At 70.5% G+C, this 22672-nt stretch carries 20 protein-coding genes; 16 read left to right on the forward strand and 4 right to left on the reverse strand.

Translation table 11 applies throughout. The annotated features are described in order from the left end of the window. Nucleotides 1-19: 19 nt before the first annotated feature. Complete coding sequence (locus AC0L6F_RS13150) at nucleotides 20-430, reverse strand: SgcJ/EcaC family oxidoreductase (RefSeq protein ID WP_473538233.1); 411 nt, start codon at nucleotides 428-430, stop codon at nucleotides 20-22. A gap of 107 nt (nucleotides 431-537) precedes the next feature. Here AC0L6F_RS13150 and AC0L6F_RS13155 point away from each other — a divergent pair, with 107 nt between their 5' ends. Beyond that, nucleotides 538-1110, forward strand: coding sequence for a PadR family transcriptional regulator (locus AC0L6F_RS13155; protein ID WP_473538234.1), 573 nt, complete (start codon nucleotides 538-540; stop codon nucleotides 1108-1110). A gap of 13 nt (nucleotides 1111-1123) precedes the next feature. On the opposite strand, the gene pgm is transcribed toward AC0L6F_RS13155, so the two are convergent. Then, entirely contained in the window at nucleotides 1124-2764 is a 1641-nt protein-coding gene (pgm, locus tag AC0L6F_RS13160) for a phosphoglucomutase (alpha-D-glucose-1,6-bisphosphate-dependent) (protein WP_473538235.1), read from the reverse strand. A 32-nt stretch (nucleotides 2765-2796) separates the two neighbouring features. Beyond that, complete coding sequence (locus AC0L6F_RS13165) at nucleotides 2797-4224, reverse strand: glycoside hydrolase family 1 protein (protein WP_473538236.1); 1428 nt, start codon at nucleotides 4222-4224, stop codon at nucleotides 2797-2799. Nucleotides 4225-4333: 109 nt separating this feature from the next. On the opposite strand from AC0L6F_RS13165, the gene pheA reads away from it, so the two are divergent. From pheA to AC0L6F_RS13225, 12 genes are all read left to right on the forward strand, one after another. Then, nucleotides 4334-5293 (forward strand): prephenate dehydratase, encoded by a 960-nt coding sequence (pheA, locus tag AC0L6F_RS13170; RefSeq protein ID WP_274637023.1) that lies wholly within the window; start codon nucleotides 4334-4336, stop codon nucleotides 5291-5293. Between the two features lie 71 nt (nucleotides 5294-5364). Further along, on the forward strand, nucleotides 5365-6591 hold the full coding sequence (locus AC0L6F_RS13175) for a CaiB/BaiF CoA transferase family protein (protein ID WP_473538237.1): 1227 nt from the start codon (nucleotides 5365-5367) through the stop codon (nucleotides 6589-6591). Further along, nucleotides 6588-7391, forward strand: coding sequence for an HpcH/HpaI aldolase/citrate lyase family protein (locus tag AC0L6F_RS13180; RefSeq protein WP_473538238.1), 804 nt, complete (start codon nucleotides 6588-6590; stop codon nucleotides 7389-7391). Before AC0L6F_RS13175 ends, AC0L6F_RS13180 begins: the two co-directional genes overlap by 4 nt. A gap of 97 nt (nucleotides 7392-7488) precedes the next feature. Then, the gene (locus AC0L6F_RS13185) at nucleotides 7489-8526 is read left to right on the forward strand and encodes a LacI family DNA-binding transcriptional regulator (RefSeq protein WP_473538239.1); all 1038 of its coding nucleotides are present in this window, start codon (nucleotides 7489-7491) and stop codon (nucleotides 8524-8526) included. After that, a complete protein-coding gene (locus tag AC0L6F_RS13190; protein WP_473538240.1) occupies nucleotides 8523-9452 on the forward strand; it encodes a carbohydrate ABC transporter permease in 930 nt (309 codons plus the stop codon). Before AC0L6F_RS13185 ends, AC0L6F_RS13190 begins: the two co-directional genes overlap by 4 nt. Further along, nucleotides 9449-10285: a carbohydrate ABC transporter permease gene (locus AC0L6F_RS13195; RefSeq protein WP_473538241.1), complete on the forward strand. Its 837-nt coding sequence runs from the start codon at nucleotides 9449-9451 to the stop codon at nucleotides 10283-10285. Before AC0L6F_RS13190 ends, AC0L6F_RS13195 begins: the two co-directional genes overlap by 4 nt. Before the next feature lie 52 nt (nucleotides 10286-10337). Next, on the forward strand, nucleotides 10338-11633 hold the full coding sequence (locus AC0L6F_RS13200) for an ABC transporter substrate-binding protein (protein WP_473538242.1): 1296 nt from the start codon (nucleotides 10338-10340) through the stop codon (nucleotides 11631-11633). A gap of 69 nt (nucleotides 11634-11702) precedes the next feature. Continuing rightward, nucleotides 11703-12854, forward strand: coding sequence for an ADP-ribosylglycohydrolase family protein (locus AC0L6F_RS13205; protein WP_473538243.1), 1152 nt, complete (start codon nucleotides 11703-11705; stop codon nucleotides 12852-12854). Further along, entirely contained in the window at nucleotides 12851-14209 is a 1359-nt protein-coding gene (locus AC0L6F_RS13210) for an ADP-ribosylglycohydrolase family protein (RefSeq protein ID WP_473538244.1), read from the forward strand. The genes AC0L6F_RS13205 and AC0L6F_RS13210 overlap by 4 nt, the downstream gene beginning before the upstream one ends. After that, the gene (locus AC0L6F_RS13215) at nucleotides 14206-15192 is read left to right on the forward strand and encodes an ADP-ribosylglycohydrolase family protein (RefSeq protein ID WP_259611156.1); all 987 of its coding nucleotides are present in this window, start codon (nucleotides 14206-14208) and stop codon (nucleotides 15190-15192) included. Before AC0L6F_RS13210 ends, AC0L6F_RS13215 begins: the two co-directional genes overlap by 4 nt. Then, nucleotides 15189-16172 carry an ADP-ribosylglycohydrolase family protein gene (locus tag AC0L6F_RS13220; RefSeq protein ID WP_473538245.1) on the forward strand — a complete coding sequence of 328 codons (984 nt, stop codon included), beginning with the start codon at nucleotides 15189-15191 and terminating at the stop codon, nucleotides 16170-16172. Before AC0L6F_RS13215 ends, AC0L6F_RS13220 begins: the two co-directional genes overlap by 4 nt. A gap of 3 nt (nucleotides 16173-16175) precedes the next feature. Further along, nucleotides 16176-17081, forward strand: coding sequence for a ribokinase (locus AC0L6F_RS13225; RefSeq protein WP_473538246.1), 906 nt, complete (start codon nucleotides 16176-16178; stop codon nucleotides 17079-17081). On the opposite strand, the gene AC0L6F_RS13230 is transcribed toward AC0L6F_RS13225, so the two are convergent. Further along, nucleotides 17042-18097, reverse strand: coding sequence for an LLM class flavin-dependent oxidoreductase (locus AC0L6F_RS13230; RefSeq protein ID WP_473538247.1), 1056 nt, complete (start codon nucleotides 18095-18097; stop codon nucleotides 17042-17044). The genes AC0L6F_RS13225 and AC0L6F_RS13230 overlap by 40 nt on opposite strands. Before the next feature lie 112 nt (nucleotides 18098-18209). Between AC0L6F_RS13230 and AC0L6F_RS13235 the strand changes: the two genes are divergently transcribed. From AC0L6F_RS13235 to AC0L6F_RS13245, 3 genes are all read left to right on the forward strand, one after another. Further along, nucleotides 18210-19217 (forward strand): LacI family DNA-binding transcriptional regulator, encoded by a 1008-nt coding sequence (locus AC0L6F_RS13235; RefSeq protein WP_473538248.1) that lies wholly within the window; start codon nucleotides 18210-18212, stop codon nucleotides 19215-19217. 225 nt (nucleotides 19218-19442) lie between these two features. Next, nucleotides 19443-21179, forward strand: a complete 1737-nt coding sequence (locus tag AC0L6F_RS13240; protein ID WP_473540006.1) for a glycoside hydrolase family 13 protein — start codon at nucleotides 19443-19445, stop codon at nucleotides 21177-21179. Nucleotides 21180-21225: 46 nt separating this feature from the next. After that, a complete protein-coding gene (locus AC0L6F_RS13245) occupies nucleotides 21226-22611 on the forward strand; it encodes an ABC transporter substrate-binding protein (protein WP_473538249.1) in 1386 nt (461 codons plus the stop codon). Nucleotides 22612-22672 lie beyond the last annotated feature (61 nt).

The following is a 22672-nucleotide window of genomic DNA, read 5'->3' on the forward strand; positions in this document are numbered from 1 at the left end:
AGGAGCGGAGTCGGCACGTCTACGCCGCGAGCCGGCGCTTCTCCCGTGCGTTGACGGCCGCCATGATGCGGTTGCGCTTGGTGTTCTGGAACGCCGCGCAGCGCCAGGTGTCGCCCTCGCGGACCATCACGAACGTCTGCACCTTGTCGTACCGCACCCGCTTCGGCTCGCCCTTGTAGAGGCCGCCCTCCGTGAGCACGACGGCGACGTCGGCGCCGAGCGGGCGCGCATCGAGCACGCGCATCGCCATCCGGCTCCCGCGCTGCCAGCGCTCGAACACCGGCACGTGGTCCCGATGGATCTCGTCGCGACCGTCGCTGACGATCCCGGCGAAGATCACGTACGTCGCATCGGCGGTGAACTCGTCGGCGTAGGCGCCGGCATCGCCGGCGTCCCATGCCTGCCGCATCCGGTCCAGCGCGTCGTACACGCCCTGGGGGACGTTCGTCTGTGCTTCATCATGATCTCCTTATGGCAAGTCGCACTATTAATTAATGCAAACTGCACTATCCGCTGTCAAGTCGTAGACTCGGGCGCGTGACCGAGACCGCCCGACAGCTCACCCGCGACGAGCGCGATCTGCCGGGTCTCACGGTGCTGGCCCTGCTCACCCGCGGGCCGCGGCATCCGTACGACATCCACCGGTTCGTGGTCGAGACGCGCAAGGACTTCGTCCTCGGCGCGCCCCGCAGCATCTACCACGCCGTGCAGAGGCTGCAGGCGGCGCACCTCATCGAGCCGATCGGCTCGGAGCAGGCCGGGGGCCGCCCCGAGCGCACGGTGTTCGCGCTGACCGACGCTGGACGCTCCGAGGCGCGCCGGCGCGTGAGCACCCTGCTCGCCGTGCCGCAGGCCGACCGAACCATCACCGTCGCGGCGCTCTCGTTCATCGGCATCCTTCCGCGCAGCGAGGCGGTGCTCGCGCTGCGGGCGCGCGTGGCGACCCTCGACGCCGACATCGCCGTGGCCGCAGCCGATCTCGAGGCCACCGGCGATCTTCCGCCCGTGCTGATCATCGAGGCGGAGTACGAAGACGACCAGCTGCGCGCGGAGCGCGCGTGGATCTCGGGTCTCATCGCGCGGCTGGAGGCCGGCGAGCTGGACTGGTGAGCGCCTCGGCCGGTCAGCCCTCGAGTGCGGCCGCGACGACCGCGCGCGCCTCTTCCTGCACCTGCGCCAGGTGCTCGGGTCCGCGCAGCGATTCGGCATAGAGCTTGTAGACGTCTTCGGTGCCGGACGGGCGCGCCGCGAACCAGGCGTGCTCGGTCTGCACCTTGAGCCCTCCGATCGCGGCGCCGTTTCCGGGCGCGTGCGACAGCTTGGCCGTGATCGGCTCGCCGGCCAGTTCGGTGGCGGTCACCGCCTCGGGCGCCAGCTTGGCCAGCGCGGCCTTCTGCTCGGGCGTGGCCGGGGCGTCCACCCGCTGGTACGCGGATGCCCCGAACTCGGCCTCGAGCTCGGCGTAGCGCTGTGACGGGGTCTTGCCGGTCACCGCCATGATCTCGCCGGCCAGCAGCGCCAGGAGGATGCCGTCCTTGTCGGTGGTCCACACCGAGCCGTCGCGGCGCAGGAACGACGCACCGGCCGACTCCTCGCCGCCGAATGCGACCGAGCCGTCCAGCAGCCCGGCCACGAACCACTTGAATCCCACCGGCACTTCGAGCAGGGGACGGCGGAGGGATGCTGCGACCTTGTCGATGATCATCGACGACACCAGCGTCTTGCCGACCGCGGCATCCGCCGGCCAGTCGGGCCGGTGCGCGAACAGGTAGTCGATCGCGACGGCCAGGTAGTGGTTGGGATTCATCAGGCCCGCGTCGGGGGTGACGATCCCGTGTCGGTCGGCGTCGGCGTCGTTGCCGGTGAGCAGGTCGTACTCGCTGCGCTTGGCGACCAGGGCGGCCATCGCCGACGGCGAGGACGGGTCCATCCGGATCTTCTCGTCCCAGTCCAGCGTCATGAACCGCCAGGTCGGGTCGACCTCGGGGTTGACCACGGTCAGATCCAGCTCGTAGTGCTCGGCGATCAGCGCCCAGTACTCCACCGACGCCCCGCCCAGCGGGTCGGCGCCGATCCGCACCCCCGCGCGCTTGATCGCCTCGACGTCGATGATGGTGTGCAGGTCCTCGACGTACCGCTGACGGAAGTCGTATCGCCCCAGGGTGCCCGCGTCCAGGTCTGCGAACCGGGTGCGGTGCACGTCCTCCAAGCCGCCGGCGATCAGCACGTTCGCGCGGTCGGCGATCCACCCGGTGGCGTCGGTGTCGGCCGGTCCGCCGTTCGGCGGGTTGTACTTGAACCCGCCGTCGGCCGGCGGGTTGTGGCTGGGGGTGACGACGATCCCGTCCGCGCGCGCCGGGTCGGTGGCCTCGCGTCCGCGGTTGTGGGTGAGGATGGCGTGGCTCAGCGACGGCGTCGGCACCCAGGAGTCCCGGGAGTCGATGTGCACGTCGACGCCGTTCGCGACCAGCACCTCGATCGCGGTGCGCTCCGCCGGGCGCGACAGGCCGTGCGTGTCGCGACCCAGGAACAGCGGGCCGGCGATCCCCTGCGCGTTGCGGTAGTCCACGATCGCCTGGCTGGTGGCCAGGATGTGGTCTTCGTTGAAGCTGCGGTTCAGCGACGAGCCGCGGTGGCCGCTCGTGCCGAACACCACGCGCTGGGTGGTGAGGGAGACATCCGGCTTCAGGTCGTAGTAGGCGTTGATGACCTCGTCGATGTCGATGAGATCGGACTCGGCGGCGGGCTGTCCTGCACGGCTCATTCCTCCAGTCTGCCCCGAATCCTCCGCTGCCGTCACCTTCGGTCTCGTCTGCGCAGCACCTCGGCGAGGTAGCGGTACGACTCCTTCTCGGTGCGGGTGCCGTCCGCGAAGTCGACATGGACCAGCCCGAAGCGCTGTGTGAACCCCGCCGCCCACTCCCAGTTGTCCAGCAGCGACCAGACGAAGAAGCCGCGCAGGTCGACGCCCTCCGCCTCGCCGCCCGGCGCGACCGCCGACAGCGCGCTGGCAAGGTGGCGGGCCAGGTAGTCGGCGCGGCGGATGTCGGCGATCGTGCCGTCCGCCTGCACCACGTCGTCGAAGCTCGCCCCGTTCTCGGTGATCAGCACGGGCGGCAGGGCGTCGCCGTAGCGGTCGCGCAGCTGCGCCAGCACGGTGCCGAGGTATTCGGGCGCGATCGGCCACCCGAATCCGGTGGTCTCGTGAGCGGGCAGCGCCTCGAGCCGGAAGGGCAGCTCGGCCATCGCCGCGCTGACCCCGTCCGGGCTGTCGCCGGTGCCGGAGCCGGCGGCCACGACGCTGGGCATGTAGTAGTTCAGGCCGTAGAAGTCGAGGGGCTGACAGATCACAGCCAGGTCTTCGGCGGGCACCTCGGCCAGCGCCCCGAACAGCGCGGCGAGCTCGTCGGGCACCTCCGGATAGCGGCCGGTGAGCACCGGGTCGGCGAACACGCGATTGTGGATCACGTCGAACAGGAGGGCCATGACCGCGTCCTGCTCGCCGTCGCCGGCCGGCAGGACCGGCGTGTGCGCGTTGGTGATGCCGATCTGCCCGCGCACGCCGGCGGCCCGCAGCGCCTGCACCGCCAGGCCGTGGCCGAGCAGCTGGTGGTGGGCGGTGGGCAGTGCGTCGAACAGCAGGCTCTCGCCGGGCGCATGCAGTCCCAGGGCGTACCCGTTCAGCGTGACCGTGGCCGGCTCGTTGATCGTGATCCAGCCCTCGATCCGGTCGCCGAAGCGTTCGCCGACCAGTCCGGCGAATTCGCCGAGGCGCAGCGCCGTGTCGCGGTCTCGCCAGCCGTGCGCGTACTCCTCGGGGAGGTCCCAGTGCGACACGGTCGCGAAGGGCGAGATGCCGGCCGCCAGCAGCTCGTCCAGCAGCCGGTCGTAGAAGGCGGCACCGTCGGGGTCCAGCGGGCCGCGCCCTCCCGGCTGCAGCCGGGTCCAGCCGAGCGAGAAGCGATACGCGTCCACGCCCAGCCCGCTCATCAGCCGCACGTCCTCCGCGTGCCGGTGGAAGTGGTCGGCGGTGACGGCCGTGGTGCTGGCGTCGAGGATGCGCCCCGGCTGTTCGCTGAATCGGTCCCAGACGCTGGGCGTGCGGCGGCCCGCGTGCACGCCGCCCTCGATCTGCGCGGCCGCGGTCGCGGTGCCGATGACGAAGCCCGCCGGGATCCGCTCGGCCAGCTGCTGCGGGGTCAGAGGTGTCATCGGCTCGGGCATCACAGGCTCCTGGGGACGTCGGCGTCCGGTCGGGATCGGGCGGATGCGGGGCGAGCGCCCGCATCCGCCACTGTATCCGCGCCGACCGGCATCCCTCTAGGCTGAGCGGGTGACCGAGTCCGCCGCATCCCCCGCCCGCCGCGTCTACAGCTATCTCGGGCCGGCCGGCACCTTCACCGAGGCCGCGCTGGCGCAGGTCCCGGAGGCGCGCGGGCAGATCTGGCGGACCGTGCGCAACGTCCCCGAGGCGCTCGCCGATGTCGTGGAGGGACGGTCGGATGCCGCGATGATCGCGATCGAGAACTCGGTCGACGGCGGGGTGAGCACGACGCAGGATGCGCTGGCGACGATCCCCGGGCTGCGGATCGTCGGCGAGTACCTGGTGCCGGTCCAGTTCGTGCTGGTGGCCCGTCCAGGCACCGCGCTGGAGGACGTGTCCCTGATCGCGGCGCATCCGGTCGCGTACGGGCAGTGTCTGCACTGGCTCACCGACAACCTCCCGGCGCATGCCCACCTGCCGGCATCCAGCAACGTCGCGGCGGCGCTGGAGATGCTGGACGGCACCTCGAACGCGGATGCCGCGATCGCGCCGCCCGGGATCATCGATCATCACGAGCTCGCGCTGCTGGCCGAGAACATCGGCGACAACCCGCGGGCGGTCACCCGCTTCGTGCTGGTCTCGCGCACGGTCACGCCCCCGCCGCCGACCGGGGCGGACAAGACCTCGCTCATCGTCGAGCTGCCCGACGACCACCCCGGCGCCCTGCTGGACATGCTCGAGCAGTTCGCGACGCGGGGCATCAATCTGTCGCTGCTGGCGTCGCGTCCGATCGGCGACGAACTGGGCCGCTACCGATTCGTGGTGGATGCCGACGGCCATGTGTTCGACGAGCGGATGGCCGACGCGCTGCTCGGGCTGCGTCGCTTCAGTCCGCAGGTCGTGTTCCTCGGGTCCTACCCGCGTGCGGACCGCGCGATCGTGCACTACCCGGACCGCTACGCCGACGAGGTGTTCGTCGAGGCGCGCGACTGGCTGCGCGGCCTGATCGCCGGCGAACCGGACGAGTGAGCGGCTCCTCAGCTGCGGCGCCGCCCGGACACCCGCCGTGGACGAACTGTCGCGCTGGCTATCATGAGCCGGTGAACGCGCCAGATCAGCAGAACACTGCAACGGATTCCACTCCAGCGGCGCTGGCCGGCGTGCGGGTCCTCGACGTGTCGACCCTGTTCGCCGGGCCCTTGGCCGCCACATTCCTGGGTGATTTCGGGGCAGACGTCATCAAGGTGGAGCATCCCGATCGGCCCGACGCGGCTCGCGGACACGGGCCCCAGAAGCAGGGCGCGAGTCTGTGGTGGAAGACGCTCGGGCGCAACAAGCGCGATGTGACGATCAACCTGTCCCAGGCAGAGGGCGCCGAGATCCTGCTGCGTCTGGTCGCCGACGCCGACGTGATGATCGAGAACTTCCGGCCCGGAACGCTCGAACGATGGGGGCTGAGTCCTGAGCGCCTGTTCGAGGCGAACCCGAGACTCGTGCTGGCCCGCGTCACGGCGTTCGGGCAGTTCGGTCCCTATTCCTCGCGGCCGGGGTTTGGCAGCCTCGCCGAGGCGATGAGCGGATTCGCCGCGCTCACCGGCGACCCTGACGGGCCTCCGACGCTCCCTCCCTTCGGACTCGCCGACGGGATCGCCGCCCTCGCGACGGCCTACGCGATCATGGTCGGCATACGCGGGGCCGAGCGAGACGGACGCGGCCAGGTGATCGACATGGCGATCATCGAGCCGATCCTGATGATGCTCGGCGGGCAGATCACGGCATGGGACCAGCTGGGCGTCGTGCAGCCGCGCGTCGGCAACCGTTCGGTCAACAACGCGCCGCGCAACGTGTACCGCTCGAAGGACGGCGTCTGGCTCGCAGTCTCGACCAGTTCGCAGTCGATCGCCGAGCGAGTGATGCGGCTGGTCGGCCGGGCCGACGTCGTCGAACAGCGCTGGTTCGCGACCGGTCATGACCGTGCCTTGCACGCCGACGAGCTCGACACCGCCGTGCAGGAATGGATCGGGGGACGCGACGCCGAAGAGGTCGTCTCCGCGTTCGAAGCCGCGAACGCCGCGATCTCACCCGTCTACGACGTGCGCGGTGTCATGGACGATCCGCAGTATCGGGCACTCGGGACGGTCGTGCGCGTCGAGGACGAGGATCTCGGCCCGATCGCCATGCAGAACGTCCTGTTCCGGATGTCGCGCACGCCCGGCGACATCCGATGGACAGGGCGCGGGCACGGACAGGACACCGACGCCGTTCTGGGCGGGCTCGGCTACACCGACGCGCAGCTGGCGGCGTTCAGGGAGGCGGGAACGATATGACGGTGCGGCGCATGGCGGGCCTGTACGTCCCGGGCGATCGACCCGACCGATTCACGAAGGCGGTGGCCAGCGGTGCCGACCTCGTCGTCATCGATCTGGAGGACGCCGTCGCCGCCGGCGCGAAGGCCGCAGCGCGGGTCGCCGCCTGCGCCTGGGCCGCGGACCACGATCCGGCGGACGGCGTGACGATCCAGATCAGGGTGAACGCCGGCGACATCGACGATCTGCGAGCCGTCAGCGCGCTGCCTCCGTCGGTCGGGCTGCGCCTGCCCAAGGTGGAGGACGTCGCCACGGTGCAGACGGCGGCGGAGATCGCTCCCGGGCGCCCCATCGCGGCACTGCTCGAGTCGGCCGGTGCGGTGCTGTCGGCGGTCGCGATCGCGACCCACCCCGCCGTGACCGAGATCGCCCTCGGCGAGAGCGATCTGCGCAGCGAACTCGGCGGTGGTCAACCGGTCATCGACCATGCCCGCCTCACGGCCGTCTACGCCGCGCGCGCCGCCGGACTCGTGCCGCCGATGCTCTCCGCCTACCCCGCGATCGCCGATCTCGATGGGCTCGTCGCCGACACTCGCCGGGGGGCCGCACAGGGCCTTGTCGGACGGATGGCGGTCCATCCGTCGCAGATCGCTCCGATCGCCGCGGTGTTCCGCCCGTCCGACGCCGACCTCGCCTGGGCCAGGGATGTCGTCGCCGCAATGGGTGGCGGGGGCGGGGTCCGTCGTCTGCCCGACGGGCAGATGATCGACGCGGCGATGCTCGGGAGGGCCCGTACCTTGCTCGATCGCGCTGCCGGTTGACGACGCGTTTCCGGGTCGCTATCGTGTGCGCACCTGACCGGAGCCGCGGCTCCAAACTGTAATCGTTTCCACTGCCCCGCTCGATGAGGAGATGACGATGGCGAGACCGACGCTTCATCAGGTCGCGGCAGCGGCGGGCGTGTCGATCGCGTCGGCATCACGCGCGCTGTCGGGCGGTGTCGCCAGCCCCCGGACCATCGCGAAGGTGCGGGCTGCGGCGCGGGAGCTCGGCTACTTCCCGGATGCGACGGCACGCGCACTGCGGACCGGCGCTCCCCGGCGGATCACGTTCGCCGTCGACGACATCGGCAACCCGAACTACGTCGCGATGCTGCGCGCCATCGAGGCCGAAGTCGGCCACGGCGGTCCGTCGGTCAGTGTGACCTCGACCGGCAGCAGCGATCAGGCCGTCGAACTCGTCCGCCACGCGGCGACGGCGGCGGACGGCATCATCATCTCCCCGATTCGGGTGAACGACCGGCTGCGGCGGGCGATCACCAACTCGCCGATCCCGGTGGTCGTGATCGGCTCCCTGGGCGAGGACGCCCCGGTCGACGTCGTCCACGTCGACTCCGCGAAGGGCATCGGCACCGCAGTGGCACACGTCGCCGCGCTGGGACGGCGCAACCTCGTGTTCCTCAATGGACCGTTGGACACCAACCCCGGATCCTCGCGCGAGCGCGGCTTCTACCGTGCCATCCGCACCGGCGGGCTGGACCCCGACCGCTGCCGGCAGGTTCTCGCCGACGACTTCACCGTCTCCGCCGCCCGAAAGACCGCCGCCCACCTGTTCGCGGGCTGGCAGCGCCGACGAGCCGTCGACCGTCCCGATGCCGTGATCGCGGCGAACGATCTCATGGCCATCGGCGCGATGAACGCCGCGACCGATGCCGGACTGCGCATCCCCGACGACGTCATGTTCACCGGAGTCGATGACACCGAGATCGCGGCCGTGTACAACCCCAGCCTGACGAGCGTCTCGCTCGAGGCGGCGCAGCGGGGTCGGCTCGCCGCTCAGCTCCTGCTGCAGCGCTTCGAAGAGCCGCATCGCGCCCCTCATCTCGTCAGCGTCGAGCCCCGCCTCGTCGTGCGTCGGTCGACGACGATCAGCACCGCGGAAGTCCTGGCATCGTGACCGCGCTCGCTCCCGCGGGGCCCCGCCCGCCGCGCCAGCGGAAGCTGTCGGCGACTCGGCGGAACGAGGCTGCCGCCCTCGTCCTCCCTTCGCTGATCCCCGTCGTCGCGCTCAGCGTGCTGCCGATCCTCATCGGCCTCGGCTATGCCTTCACCGACTCCCAGCTGGCGAGCACCGAGACACCGCAGTTCGTCGGGCTCGACAACTTCGGGAAGGTCTTCCGCGATGAGGCCTTCTGGAACTCGTTCGGGATCGGCGCCATCTGGACGATCAGTGTCACGGTCCTCCAGGTCGTGCTGGGGCTGTGCCTCGCCCTCCTGCTGAACACCGACATGCGGTTCGGCGGGTTCGCGCGGGTCCTGGCGATCATCCCCTGGGCGATGCCGCCGGTGGTGGTGGCGATCATGTGGAAGATGATCTACTCGCCCACGAACGGGCCGCTGAACTGGCTCATCGCCGCACTCGGCGGGCCGGACAGCATCAACTGGCTCGGCGACTTCACGCTCGCACTGCCGGCGGTCATCCTCGTGGGCGTCTGGACCGGCATCCCGCAGAACACGATCACGATGCTGGCCGGGCTGCAGCAGATCCCGAGTGAGCTGATGGAAGCGGCGACCGTCGACGGAGCGGGGGCGTGGGCGCGCTTCGTGCACGTGACCCTCCCCGGGCTGCGACCGGTCATCGTCTCGATCGCGACGCTCAGCGCCATCTGGAACTTCAACTCGTTCGGCATCGTCTATGTGCTCACCGGCGGGGGCCCGGGCGGGCGGACGCTGCTTCCCATGCTGTTCGTCTACGACGAGGCCTTCCACAACGGGAACACCGGCGTCGCGGCCGCGATGACGTTCGTCATCCTGCTGGTGCTCGTCGTGATCCTGCTGCTGTCCCAGCTCACGCGACTGCGTCGTCTGGGGGTGAGCAGATGAATCGCACTCCGCCCCTCGCCCGCTTCTTCCAGTACATCGTGCTGGCGCTGTTCATCGTGTTCCTCGGCTTCCCGTTCGTCTGGCTGATCTCGACGTCGTTCAAGAGCGACCGCGAGCTCAACTCGCTCGCGGTCCACCTGATCCCCACCGAGCCGACGTTCGACAACTTCGTGCAGGCGCTCCAGTCCCAGGGACTCGTGCAGGCGGCGGTGAACAGCATCGTGGTGTCGCTGGCGACGACCATCGTGGTGGTCCTGGTCGCCGTACCCGGCGCCTACGTCATGGCGCGCTACCGGGGAAGGATCCGCGCGGCCGGCGTTGGCTGGATCCTGGTCAGCCAGATCATCCCCGTCCCGATCATCATCATCCCGATGTTCTTCATTCTGCGCTCGATGGGGCTCTTCGACTCACTGGGCGGCCTCGGGATCGTGTACGTCGTGTACTCGCTTCCCTTTGCGCTGTGGATGCTGCAGGGCTATGTGGCGGGGATCCCGATCGACATCGAGGAGGCCGCCGCGATCGATGGAGCCGGCCGGCTGCGCGTGCTGGCCAGCGTCGTGCTGCCGCTGCTGCGGCCAGGACTCATCGCCACCGCGATCTTCACGTTCGTCTCGGCCTACAACGAGTTCTTCTTCGCGCTCGTGCTGCTGCAGAGCAGCGACAAGTACACCCTCTCGGTTGCGCTGAGCACGTTCGTCAACGGTCAAGGCATCAGCCTCATCGGGCCCCTCGCCGCCGGTGCGCTGCTTGCCAGCATCCCCAGCATCGTCTTCTTCGCCATCCTCCAGAAGCGACTCACCGGCGGCATGCTCGCCGGGGCGGTCAAAGGCTGAGCGTTCCCGCTTCCACATCACCGCAATCACACATCAGAAGGGAATCGAGATCATGAGAATGCGTCCCATCCTGGCCGGCGCCGTCGCCGTCGTCAGCATCGCCGCGCTCGCCGGCTGTTCCGGCGGAGGCGGCTCGAACACGCCGTCCACCAACGCCTCCGGGCAGCCCACCGGGGCGATCACGTACGAATACTTCAACAACCAGCCGGCGGCGATCGAGGCGACAAAGCAGATCGTGGCGGACTTCGAGAAGAAGTACCCCGACGTCAAGGTGACGCTGCAGGTGGCTCCCGCCGACAGCCTGCAGCAGAAGCTCCAGGTGCAGTACGCGGGCGGCGTCGCTGCGGACGTCGTCCAGAACGACTCGCCCGGCAGCACCCTGCGCTTCGCCGACTACCTGACCGATCTCGGCTCGCTGCTGCCGGCCAAGATGGTCTCGGACATCCCCGACAGCGTGCGCGAAGGGCTGCAGCAGGACGGCAAGCTGCTGGCGGTGCCCACCGAACAGCAGAGCTATGTGGTGTTCGCGAACAAGGACCTGCTCGAGAAGGCAGGCGTGACCATTCCCAGCGGCGACACGATGAGCTGGGACCAGTTCGAGGACATCGCGAAGACGACGACCACCGGTGGGGTCAAGGGCCTCGCATGGGGGCTCGGCAGTCCGACCTCGGTGTTCGCCAGCTTCGGGCTCGGCTTCGGCGCGAAGTTCTTCACCAGCGCGGACGAGAGCCGGGCGAAGGCATCCATCGGCGAAGCCGAGCTGCAGGTCCCGACGCGCGTCAAGTCGATGATCGACGCGGGCTATGTCGACAAGACGAGTGTCACCCAGTCGACGTCTGAGACGCTGCCCACCTTCTACGGCGGGAAGGCGGCGATGACCGTCGCCGGCTCCTATCAGATCGCCAACATCGAGTCGCAGGCTCCGAAGGGCTTCCACTGGATCGTGCTTCCGGCGCTGGAGGGCAGCGAGGGATCGCAGCAGATGTCCGCGCCGATCACGCTGTCGATCTCCAAGTCCTCGAAGAACATCCCCGCTGCCGCGGCCTTCGTCGAGTTCTACCAGTCGGCCGAGAACCTGGCGAAGATCAACATCGCCGACGGGGAGATCCCGGCGACGACCTCGGCCCAGGCCGCCGCGGCGAAGCTCACCGAGGGGAAGACCGGCTGGGCACAGGTGCTCGCGTCCGGAAAGAACCTCGTGAACCCGCAGTGGAACACGTTCACGAAGTACGAGAGCTGGAAGAGCACGGTGGCCAACCCCGCCTATCAGAAGTTCCTTGCGGGCCAGATCGACACCGATCAGCTCACCAAGGAACTGGAAGACGGCTGGGCGAGCACCAACCAGTGACGCGTGCGGCCGGCGGCGGAGACGACGCCGGCCGCATCCCCGGACCGCACGATCGAGAGTGAGAGAGCAGTGAACTGGTTGCGTGAGCGGACCGCCGCCGTCCTGACGGGAGCCGCCGTGGGCGACGCCCTGGGCGGTGCCACCGAGGGCTTCACCCCGGAAGCCATCGAGCAGCGGTATGGCGGGAGGGTGGAGGGCATCGTTCCGCCGTTCTTCGCCGACTGGCAGACCCGCAAACCGATCAGCCCATACCACAAGGGCGACGGGCACGTCACCGACGACACCCTGATGACGCAGGCGCTCGTCCAGGTGTACGCGAAGCGCCGTCGCCATCTCGATGCGTTCGACATCGCAGAGGATCTGGTGCCTCTTCTGACCGAGCAGGTGCGCTGGATCCCCGAACTGGAGCGGGAGACCGTGCTGCTGCAGCGCATCTTCCTCGCTGAGAAGTGGCTCGTGCTGCGTCTGCGGTACGGGCACGTCGATCCCCGGGAGGCGGGGGTGGGCAACACCGTCAACTGCGGTGCGACGATGTATATGGCCCCGGTCGGCGTCGTGAACGCCGGCGACCCCGCGGCCGCGTACGCCGAAGCGATCGACCTCGCCGGCGCACACCAGTCGAGCTACGGTCGCGAGGCAGCCGGAGCGTTCGCTGCCGCGATCTCAGCGGCGCTCACCCCCGGTGCCGATGCCGAGGCGGCCGTGGCCGCCGCCCTCGCAGTGTCGCACGACGGCACCCGCGCGGCGATCGAGGCGGTGGTCGAGGCGGCACGCCGGAACGCCGCCGCGGCACCTCGTGAGCTGGCGGCAGCCTTGCGCGAGGCGGTGATCCCGTTCGACACCGTCGGGCCGGACTATCGAGAACCCGACGCCGACGCCCGGCGTCCCTCCCGCACGAAGTCGATCGAGGAGCTGCCGGTCGCCCTCGGATTCCTGGTGGCGCACCGCGGAGACTTCCGCGCATCCGTGCTCGGCGCCGTCAACTATGGGCGAGACAGCGACTCCATCGCCACCATGGCCGGCGCGATCGCCGCCGCGCTCGGCGGGGCCGACGCGATCCCGGCGGAATGGGTCCGTGGGGTCACCGAGGGCAGTCGCATCGACTTCGACCACTACGCCGGTCTGCTCGCCGACGCGGCAGAGCAGATCCTCCGCGACGACACAGACCGCATCCGGCAGCGCCTTGAGCGGCTGGGTGCGCTCGCCGGGGCGGCTTCATGAGGCTCAGCTGGTCGCAGCCGGAAGATCTCGTCGCGCAGGAGATCGTCGCGTCCCGGGACGAAGGACGGGATGTTGCCGCGGTCGCCGAGGCGTGGACCGCCGTCGGCGGGGTCTTGGAGGTCCCGCGCAACGGCGCCTCCGCGCAGCGCGCAAGCGACGAGAGCCGTGCCGTCGCCGTCCGCCTGCTGGACGAGCTCGACGCACTGCCGATGCCGGCCGATCCGCGACGGCCTGAGGGATTCGACCAGATCATCTCGGCGGCCCCCGATGTCCCACGGCTTGCAGCAGCGTCCGGCGACATCGAGGACCGCATCCACGGAGCATGGCTCGGACGTGCCGCGGGATGTCTCCTCGGAAAGCCGGTCGAGAAGATCCCGCCCGAGGGGATCCGCGAACTGCTCACATCCGCCGGCCGATGGCCGCTCGACTTCTACTTCACCGCCGAGGGCGTCGCCCCCGACTCGCTCGCCCGCTGGCCGTGGAATCGTCGCAGCGCTCCGACATCCCTCGTCGAGAACATCGACGGCATGCCGGAGGACGACGACCTCAACTATCCCCTGCTCAATCTCGCCCTCGTCGAGCGCATCGGGCGCCGATTCACGGTCGACGACGTGGCCGATGCGTGGCTCGCGGAGCTTCCCGCGGGGCGGGTCTTCACCGCGGAGCGGGCGGCGTACCGGCATCTGCTGGAGGGCATCGATCCCGAGAGGTGCGCACGGGTGCGCAATCCGTTCCGGGAGTGGATCGGGGCCCTGATCCGCGGCGACGTCTTCGGCTGGATCTCGCCGGGGGACCCGCGTGAAGCCGCGCGGATGGCCTTCGAGGATGCGCGGCTGAGCCATACCGGCAACGGTCTGTACGGCGAACTTTGGGCGGCGGGGCTCGCGGCGGCGGCCGTGGTCGGCGATGACGTCGAGACGGTGCTGGATGCGGCATCCGCCGTCGTCCCCTCCTCCAGCGATCTGGCCGATGCCGTCGCGTTCGGGCGTCGGCTCGGCCACAGCGGTGGAACGCTGGACGACGACCTCGCCGCCCTCGCCGAACGGTACGCGGGGGTGCACTGGGTGCACGTCGTGAACAACGCCGCGACCATCGCGTGGGCGCTGACGCGCGGCGGGGGCAGACTGGAGCGGGCTGCGCCCCTGGCCGTCATGGCCGGCTGGGACACCGACTCGGTCGGGGCCACCGTCGGCGGGGTCTGCGGTGCCATCGCCGGCGCGCGGGCTCTCCCCGCGTCCTGGACGGCGCCGCTGCACGATCGGATCGCCACCAGCCTTCCCGGCCTGGACGGCGTCGCCATCTCGGAAGTCGCACGTCGGACGACGGCGCTCGGCGTCGGCAAGGAGGAGCAGTGAGCACCATTTCCGCCCGCGATCGCGCGCGGGGGTCGATGGCCGGGCTGGCGATCGGCGATGCCATCGGCCGCCCCGTGGAGGGTCTGTCCGCGCAGGAGATCCAGGACCGTTACGGCCGGGTCGAGGGTTACCTGCAGTGGCCGCCGGCCGGCAGCGACGACACCGAGTACGCGCTCCTGACGGCCCGCACCATCCACCGCGTCGGCGTCGCGGCGACAGCCGACGACTTCGCACAGACCTGGATCGAAGACGTCCTTCCCCAACTCGACAACTTCGCCGGCGGCGGTTTCAGCGAGATGGCGGCGATCGACAATCTGCGCCGCGGGATCCGCCCGCCGCAGTCCGGCGACCACATCCACGCGTGGAGCGACGGTCTCGCGATGCGGGTGGCGCCGCTGGGCATCGTGTCCGGCGGAGACACGGATCTCGCCACCCGGCTGACGATCGCTGACGGCGAGGTCAGCCACAGCGGCGAGGGGATCCACGCGGGGGTCGCGGTCGCGGTCGCCGTGTCGGCGGCGATGAGCGGGGCCACCGCTCGGGACGCGTATGCGGCGGCCTTGACGGCCATACCGGCGGACTCGTGGACGGCGCGCAACCTCGTGGCCGGCCGCGCCCTGGTCGACGCCGAGTCCGACCCGGGGCGGCTGGCGATCGCACTGCACGGGCGCCTCGCCGTCGACGACTACTACTGGGCTGATCTGGCCCCGGAGGCGGTGGGGCTGGCCATGGCCGCGGTGCTGGCCGGTGACGGCGACTTCCGTGCGAGCGTCCTGTTCGCCGTGAACCTCGGCCGCGACGCCGACACCATCGCCGCGATGGCGGGATGCATCGCCGGCGCGATCTCGGGCGTCGGAGCGATCCCCGCCGACTGGGTCGAGGCACTTCGCCCGGTCGAGGGATCGTGCATCCGATCGACGGCTGGCATCCACCCGCTCGACGCCGCCGATGCCCTGATCGACCTCTGGGAGCAGAACCGATGAACACCGACATCGTCCGCGGACTCGTCGCCGGCGAGAGCCTGCATCCGGCGAACCTCGAGTTCCGCATCCACGCTCTTCCGCCCAAGCGGCATGCGCGCATGGAGGTGCTCCACGCGTTCGATCGAGAGCACACGCAGGTCACGCCCACGCGCCCGTACGCGCACTCCTCGCCCCCACAGCTGCTGCAGGGCCCGGGCGAGAACGCCGAGTGGTTCGCCTTCAGCGCGCCGCTGATCGCGACGGCGGACTCCGGCGCGATCACGGCCGGATGGATCGCGCTGTCCGGCGAGGAGGGAGCGCGCCGGCGCCCGGGTACGGCGATCGCGCTCGGCAACATGCGCCGGGGGCTGCGTCCGCCCCAGTCCGGCCATGACAATCCGCACTATTTCGACGATCTGGCGATGGTGCGGGCGATCGGGGCTTCGCTGCTGCACGACGACGAGCAGACGGCCCGAGAGCTCGCCGCCGTCGACGCCCATGCCACGCATGACCTGGACGGGGTGTGGGCGGCGGATGCCGCGGTGGTGCTGTTCCATGCGCTCGGCCACGGCGCATCCGGACCGGATGCGGCACGGGCCGCGGCAGCCGCGCTGCCGGCCGAGAGCTGGACCCGACGGCTGACCGACGCGGCGCTGGAGACCGCGGAGGACACGGCCGACCCGCTGGGACTCGCGGTCGCACTCGGACGCGAAGTCTGCGACTGGATCTACAGCTACCCGGTCGCTGCGCCCGAGACCCTCGCCGTCCTGCTCGCGCATGTCAGCGCCGCCTCCGACGCGACGGCGCTGCTCCTGGGCACGGGGGCGACCGGCCGCAACGGCACGACGCTCGCCGCCCTCGCCGGTGCCGCGGCCGCGGCGCTGTTCGGCGGCGGGTGGATCCCCGCCGAGATCACCCTCGACGCTCCGCTCGCCGGAATCAGCGTGCCCCGTCTCGCCGGAACGACGCTCACGGACGCGATCGGCCGAAAGGGGCCCTGAGCGGTGGGAAGCGTCGTCGCCATCGGATCGGCGAACGTCGACGTCATCTTCCGGGTGCCGCATCTGGTCGCGGCCGGCGAGACGCTGCACGCTCGGGACGTGTCGGAAGCCGCCGGCGGGAAGAGCGCGAACCAGGCGGCGGCCGCAGCCCGGCTCGGCGCGCCCGCCCGCTTCGTCGGGTGCGTGGGAGATGACGACCACGGGCGGCTCGCTCTTCGTGCCCTCGGCGATGCGGGCGTCGATACCGCCGAGGTGCGCATCCGCACGGATGCCCCCACCGGGTCGGCGTTCATCTGCGTGGACGACGCGTCGGAGAACACGATCGTCCTGTCGACCGGCGCGAACGACCTGTTCTCACCCGACGACCTCGACGACCTCGTGCTCTCGCCGACGGACGTCGTCACCCTCTGCTGCGAGCCCCCGGCGGCCCTCGTGGCCGAGGCGGCGCGCCGGGCCCATGACGCGTCGGCGACGGTGATCATGAACGCGTCGCCCGTCGCGGCGTTCGACCGGCAGACGCTGCAATGGACCGACATCCTCGTGGTCAACGCCGCCGAGCTGGCTGCCCTCGTGGGCGGCACCGCCGATGACGAGGTTCGCGCCGCACGCTCCCGCCTGGGGGTCGGCACGCTCGTCGTGACCCTCGGCGCCGCGGGTGCGGTGATCGCCCGGACAGACGTGATCACGCGCATTCCCGGCCACCGCGTCGAGGCGGTGGACACGACAGGGTGCGGCGACGCGTTCCTCGGAGCTCTCGCCGCGGGTCTGGTCACCGGCCGCGCCTTCGAGGATGCGGCGCGCCGAGCGAACGTGGCGGCCGCCCTGGCCGCCACCGCACCCGGTGCGCAGCCGTCCTACCCGACGGCAGCTCAGCTCGAGAGGGATGCCGTGAGCAGCTCGAGGGTCTGAACCCGGCCCGGAGCCGCATCCAGCGGCTCGCCCGCGTAGGAGCCGGCGATCGGCGAGACCATCACCTCATCCACTCCCCAGCGGTCGGCGAACGCGCGCAGGGCCGCGCCGACCTCGTCGCCGGTGCCGACCAGCCACTTGGCGCGCATCGCGTCGACGATGGTCTGCGCCATGCCGTCCAGCGCGCCGGCCTGCGCCTCTTCGACGGTCTCCAGCGGCTGCATCGGCTGGTTCGTGCGCAGCCGCGCCATGCTGCGCAGCTGGGGGAGTGCGCGCGCCTCGGCCTCGTCGGCCGTGGGCGCCGCGACGGCGTTCACGGTCAGGAACGTCTGCGGCTCGGGGTGAGCCTCGCTCGGCTGGTACTGGCTCCGGTACAGGCCCAGGGCGCGCTCCAGCCCCTCGCCGGAGAAATGGTTCGCGAACACGTACGGGAGACCGGCGGATGCCGCCAGCTGGGCGGAGTAGTCGCTCGAGCCGAGCAGCCACAGCACGGGTGCGCCCGTCGCGGCGGGCGTGGCGTGCACGTCGTACAGCTGCCCGCTGGTGAATTTCAGCGAGGCGCCCTCGGGGCTGATGAGCCGGGCGATGTCGCGCACGTGGTCGGGGAAGCGCTCGACGTCGCTGGTGGTGCCCGACATCCGCAGCAGCTGGGTGATCACCGGGTCGCTGCCGGGCGCCCGGCCGATGCCCAGGTCGATCCGGCCGGGGGCGAGCGCCTCGAGCGCGGCGAACTGCTCGGCGACCACGAGCGGCGAGTGGTTCGGCAGCATCACGCCGCCCGATCCGATCCTGATGCGCGCGCTGCGCGCGGCGGCCGCAGCCGCCAGCACCGGCGGAGTGGTCGAGGCCACCGCGGGCATGTTGTGGTGCTCGGCGAACCAGTAGCGGCGCAGACCGAGCGCGTCCGCGCGGGCGACCAGGTCGAGGGATGCTGCGACCGCCTCCGCACTGGACTGCCCGGTGCGCACCGGCACCAGGTCGAGGACGGACAGGGCGGGCGCGGTTGCAGTGCTCATCTCCGGGTGCAACCGGCCCGAGGCATCCGTCATTCCCGGACGGCGGGACCGACGCAGACGCAGAGAACGCCACTTGCGCGATTCACGCAAGTTCTTGCGTAAACTGGGCGCCATGTCGAAGCGTCTCGCCGAAGTGGCGCGCAAGGTCGGGGTCAGCGAGGCGACCGTCAGTCGCGTGCTCAACGACAAGCCGGGGGTCTCGGATGCCACGCGGCAGGCCGTGCTGACCGCGCTGGACGTGCTCGGCTACGAGCGCCCGACGAAGCTGCGCGGCGAGCGGGCCCGGCTGGTCGGCCTGGTGCTGCCCGAGCTGCAGAACCCGATCTTCCCCGCGCTGGCCGACATCGTCGGCGGGGCGCTGACGCAGAACGGCTACACCCCGCTGCTGTGCACGCAGAACGCGGGCGGCGTCACCGAGGCCGACTATGTCGACCTGCTCCTGCAGCAGCAGGTGTCGGGCGTGATCTTCCTCGGCGGCAACTACAGTCAGGCCGCCGCAGCCCACGAGCACTACGACCGGCTGCGCCGGGTGAACCTGCCCACGGTGCTGGTCAACGCGCGCATCCCGCGACTGGCCTTCGCGACGGTGTCCACCGATGACGGGGCCGCCGCCGAGCAGGCGCTGCTGCATCTGCATCAGCTCGGGCATCGCCGGATCGGGATGCTGATGGGCCCGGCCGATCACATCCCGTCGCAGCGCAAGCTCGCCGCGGCGCGCGCGCTGCTGGAACGGCTGGGCACCCCGCTGTCCGACGAGATGATCGTGAACGGGCTGTACTCGCTCGAGTCCGGTCAGGCCGGCGGCTCCCGGCTGTTCGGCAACGGCGCGACGGCGGTGGTGTGTGCGAGCGACCCGCTGGCACTGGGTGCGGTGCGCGCCGCGCGCAGGGCCGGCCTGCGCGTCCCGCAGGACGTCAGCGTCGTCGGATTCGACGACTCCGCCCTGATGAGCTGCACCGAGCCGCCTCTGACGACGGTCCGCCAGCCGATCGAGGCGATGGGCCGCACGGTCATCGAGCTGCTGCTCTCGCAGATCGCAGGCACGGCGGCCGGCGGCGACGAGCTGCTGTTCGAGCCCGAGTTGGTGCTGCGCGGATCCACCGGGCCCGTCGCGGCCTGACCCTGGCATGATCCGGCGCGCCGGCTCCGGCATCTTCGGGCGCGCCCGGCTCCGGCATCCTCGGGCACGCCCCGGCATGCGCGCCCTCGCTCCAACCCCTCCGAAATCATAGTTTTGCAGACTTCTGTTCAAGTCTTGCACTCAGCCATGAACAAAGCTACATTCGACGCATTGCAGGAAATCGATCGAATGAGGAGCCCTGTGGACGACGACGTCCTGACCAGAGTGGACCGGCGCGACGACGATGAGCCATCGCGTCACGACGCCTGGCCGACGCCCTCGTCCGCCGACGCACAGTGGTGGCGCAGCGCCGTCATCTACCAGGTGTACGTGCGCAGCTTCGCCGACGGCAACGGGGACGGCACCGGCGACCTGGCCGGCGTGCGCTCCCACCTCGGGTATCTGAAGGACCTCGGCGTCGACGCGCTCTGGTTCAACCCGTGGTACCCGAGCCCGCTGGCCGACGGCGGGTACGACGTGCAGGACTACCGGGCCATCGACCCCCGATTCGGCACGCTGGCCGAGGCCGAGGCGCTCATCGCCGAGGCGCTGGCCCTCGGCATCCGGACGATCATCGACGTCGTGCCGAATCATGTCTCCGATCGGCATCCGTGGTTCCAGGCCGCGTTGGCGGCGGGGCCGGGCAGCCCGGAGCGCGAGCGGTTCTGGTTCCACCCGGGCCGCGGCCGGAACGGCGAGCTGATGCCCACGCGGTGGGAGTCGAACTTCCAGGGGCCGACCTGGACCCGCACCACGAACCCCGACGGCACCCCCGGCGAGTGGTACCTGCACCTCTTCACCCCGGAGCAGCCCGACCTGAACTGGAATCATCCGGACGTGCGCCGGGAGCACGAGGACATCCTGCGGTTCTGGTTCGACCGGGGCGTTGCCGGCGTGCGGATCGACTCGGCCGCGCTGCTGATCAAGGATCCCGACCTGCCCGAGGTGGGCGAGAAGCCGGACCATCCCACCGAGGACCGGGACGAGCTGCACGACGTCTACCGCGCGTGGCGCGCGGTCGCCGATTCGTATCCCGGCACCCGCATCCTGGTCGGCGAGGTGTGGGTGCCCGACATCGTGCGCTTCACCAACTATCTGCGCCCGGACGAGATGCACACGGCCTTCAACTTCGACTTCCTCGCCCGGCCGTGGGGTGCGGACCAGTTCCGGGACTCGATCCAGGACACGCTCGCGGCCCACGCACCGGTGCACGCCCCCAGCACCTGGGTGCTCTCCAACCACGACGTGACCCGCCCGGTCACCCGGTACGGGCGCGAAGACACCGCCTTCGCATTCCTGAAGAAGCGCTTCGGGGTGCCCACCGACCCCGAGCTCGGCCGGCACCGGGCGCGCGCCGCCGCACTCCTGGTGGCCGCCCTTCCGGGCAGCCTGTACATCTACCAGGGCGACGAGCTCGGTCTGCCCGAGGTCGAGGACCTGCCGCGCGAGCTCATCCAGGACCCGATGCACTACCGGTCGGGGGGCATCGACCCGGGACGGGACGGATGCCGCGTCCCGCTGCCGTGGGCCGGAGACGAGCCGCCGTTCGGCTTCAGCCCGGACCAGGCGGGCGCGGCACCCATCACGCCGTGGCTGCCGCAGCCGGAATCATGGCGCACCCTCACCGTGGCAGCGCAGGAGGCCGATCCCGGCTCGACGCTGCGGCTGTACCGGTCGGCGCTGCAGCTGCGCCGGCAGATCCCCGCCGCACCGCTGACCTGGATCGAGGGCCTCGGCCGCGACATCCTCGCCTTCCGCCGTGGCCAGGAGTTCGCCTGCATCGTCAACACGGGCGACGAGCCGTTCGCCCTGCCCTCCCACCGGGCCGTCCTGCTGACCAGCGCCCCCCTGTCGGGCGGTCGCCTGCCGGGCAATTCCGCCGCATGGCTGCGGACCGACGCGGATGCCGCGGCATCCGCGCCCGCCGAGAACTCGAACACCACCACCCACCCCGAGGGATGATCCGGCGCCGAGAGGCCGACGCCGCCCTCACACGAAAGGAAAGACGATGAAGTCACCAGGAAAGATCCTGCTCGCCGGTGCCGTCGCCGTCGCGACGATCGGCGCGCTCGCGGGCTGTTCGTCCGACGGCGGCAGCGGCACCGACGGCGGAAAGGTCCACATCGTGGTCGCCCCGGTGCTGCCGGGCGCCACCGCCGACGCCCTGAGCGCGCTCGCCGACCGTGTCGCAGAATTCGAGAAGGCGAACCCCGACATCGACGTGAAGGCCATCGAGTACCAGTGGACCGGCACGACGTTCGCCGCCGAGCTCGCCGGCGGCACGCTGCCGGACGTGTTCAACGTGCCGTTCACCGACTCGAAGACCCTCGCGAACAACGGCCAGCTGGCCGACATCACGAAGGACTTCAAAGAGACCTCCACCGCCGACAAGTGGAACAAGAACGTGCTGGATGTCGCCACCGGCGACGACGGCAAGGTCTACGGCATCCCGTGGGGGCCGTATGCGATGGCGCTGTCGTACAACCGCGAGATCTTCCAGAAGGCGGGACTGGATCCGGACAAGCCGCCCACCACCCTGGACGAGATCGCCGCGACCGCGAAGACCATCTCCGAGAAGGTGCCGGGCACCGCCGGCTACATGCAGATGACGCAGGGCAACACCGGCGGCTGGGAGCTGGCCACCCTCACCCAGTCGCTCGGCGGTCGGCTCGAAGAGGTCGGTGCCGACGGCAAGGCCACCGTGACCGCCGACAACGACCAGACCAAGGCCGGACTGGCGTGGCTGAAGGGCATGCGCTGGACCGACGACTCGATGGGCCGCAACTTCCTGTTCGACTGGGGCGGCATCAACGAGGCGTTCGCCGCCGGCAAGATCGGCATGTACATGAGCGGCTCGGACGTGATCGGCTCGCTCATGCAGGCCAACGGGTTCGATCAGGCCAAGTACGGGGTCACCACGTTCCCGGTCGCGGATGCCGCGGACGCCGGCATCCTGTCCGGGGGCAACGTCGACGTGGTCAATGTGAAGGACACGCCCGAGCAGATCGCCGCCGCGGTGAAGTGGATCGACTTCTACCGCACCGGCCCGACCGCCGACAAGGACGCCGCGATCAAGAACGCGAAGACCCTGCAGGCGGGCAACCAGGCCGTGAACGCGCCGACGCTGCCGGTGTTCGACAAGGCGACCTGGGAGCAGAACCAGGAGTGGGTCAAGCCCTACGCCAACATCCCGGCGGCCAACCTGGCACCGTTCACCTCCGGCATCTTCGACCAGAAGATCGCCCCCGAGCCGCCGCAGCACACGCAGGATCTGTACGGCGCGCTGGATGCGGTGGTCCAGGCGGTGCTGACCGACAAGAATGCAGACGTCGACTCCCTGCTGCAGGGCGTGGACACGAAGATCCAAGCGCTGATCGACGCCGACAGCAAGTGACCGCCAGGCGTGCGGTCGGGACGCCCCGGCGCCCGACCGCACGCCTCACCCCGGGAGCACA

The sequence above is a fragment of the Microbacterium sp. G2-16M genome (assembly GCF_055809115.1).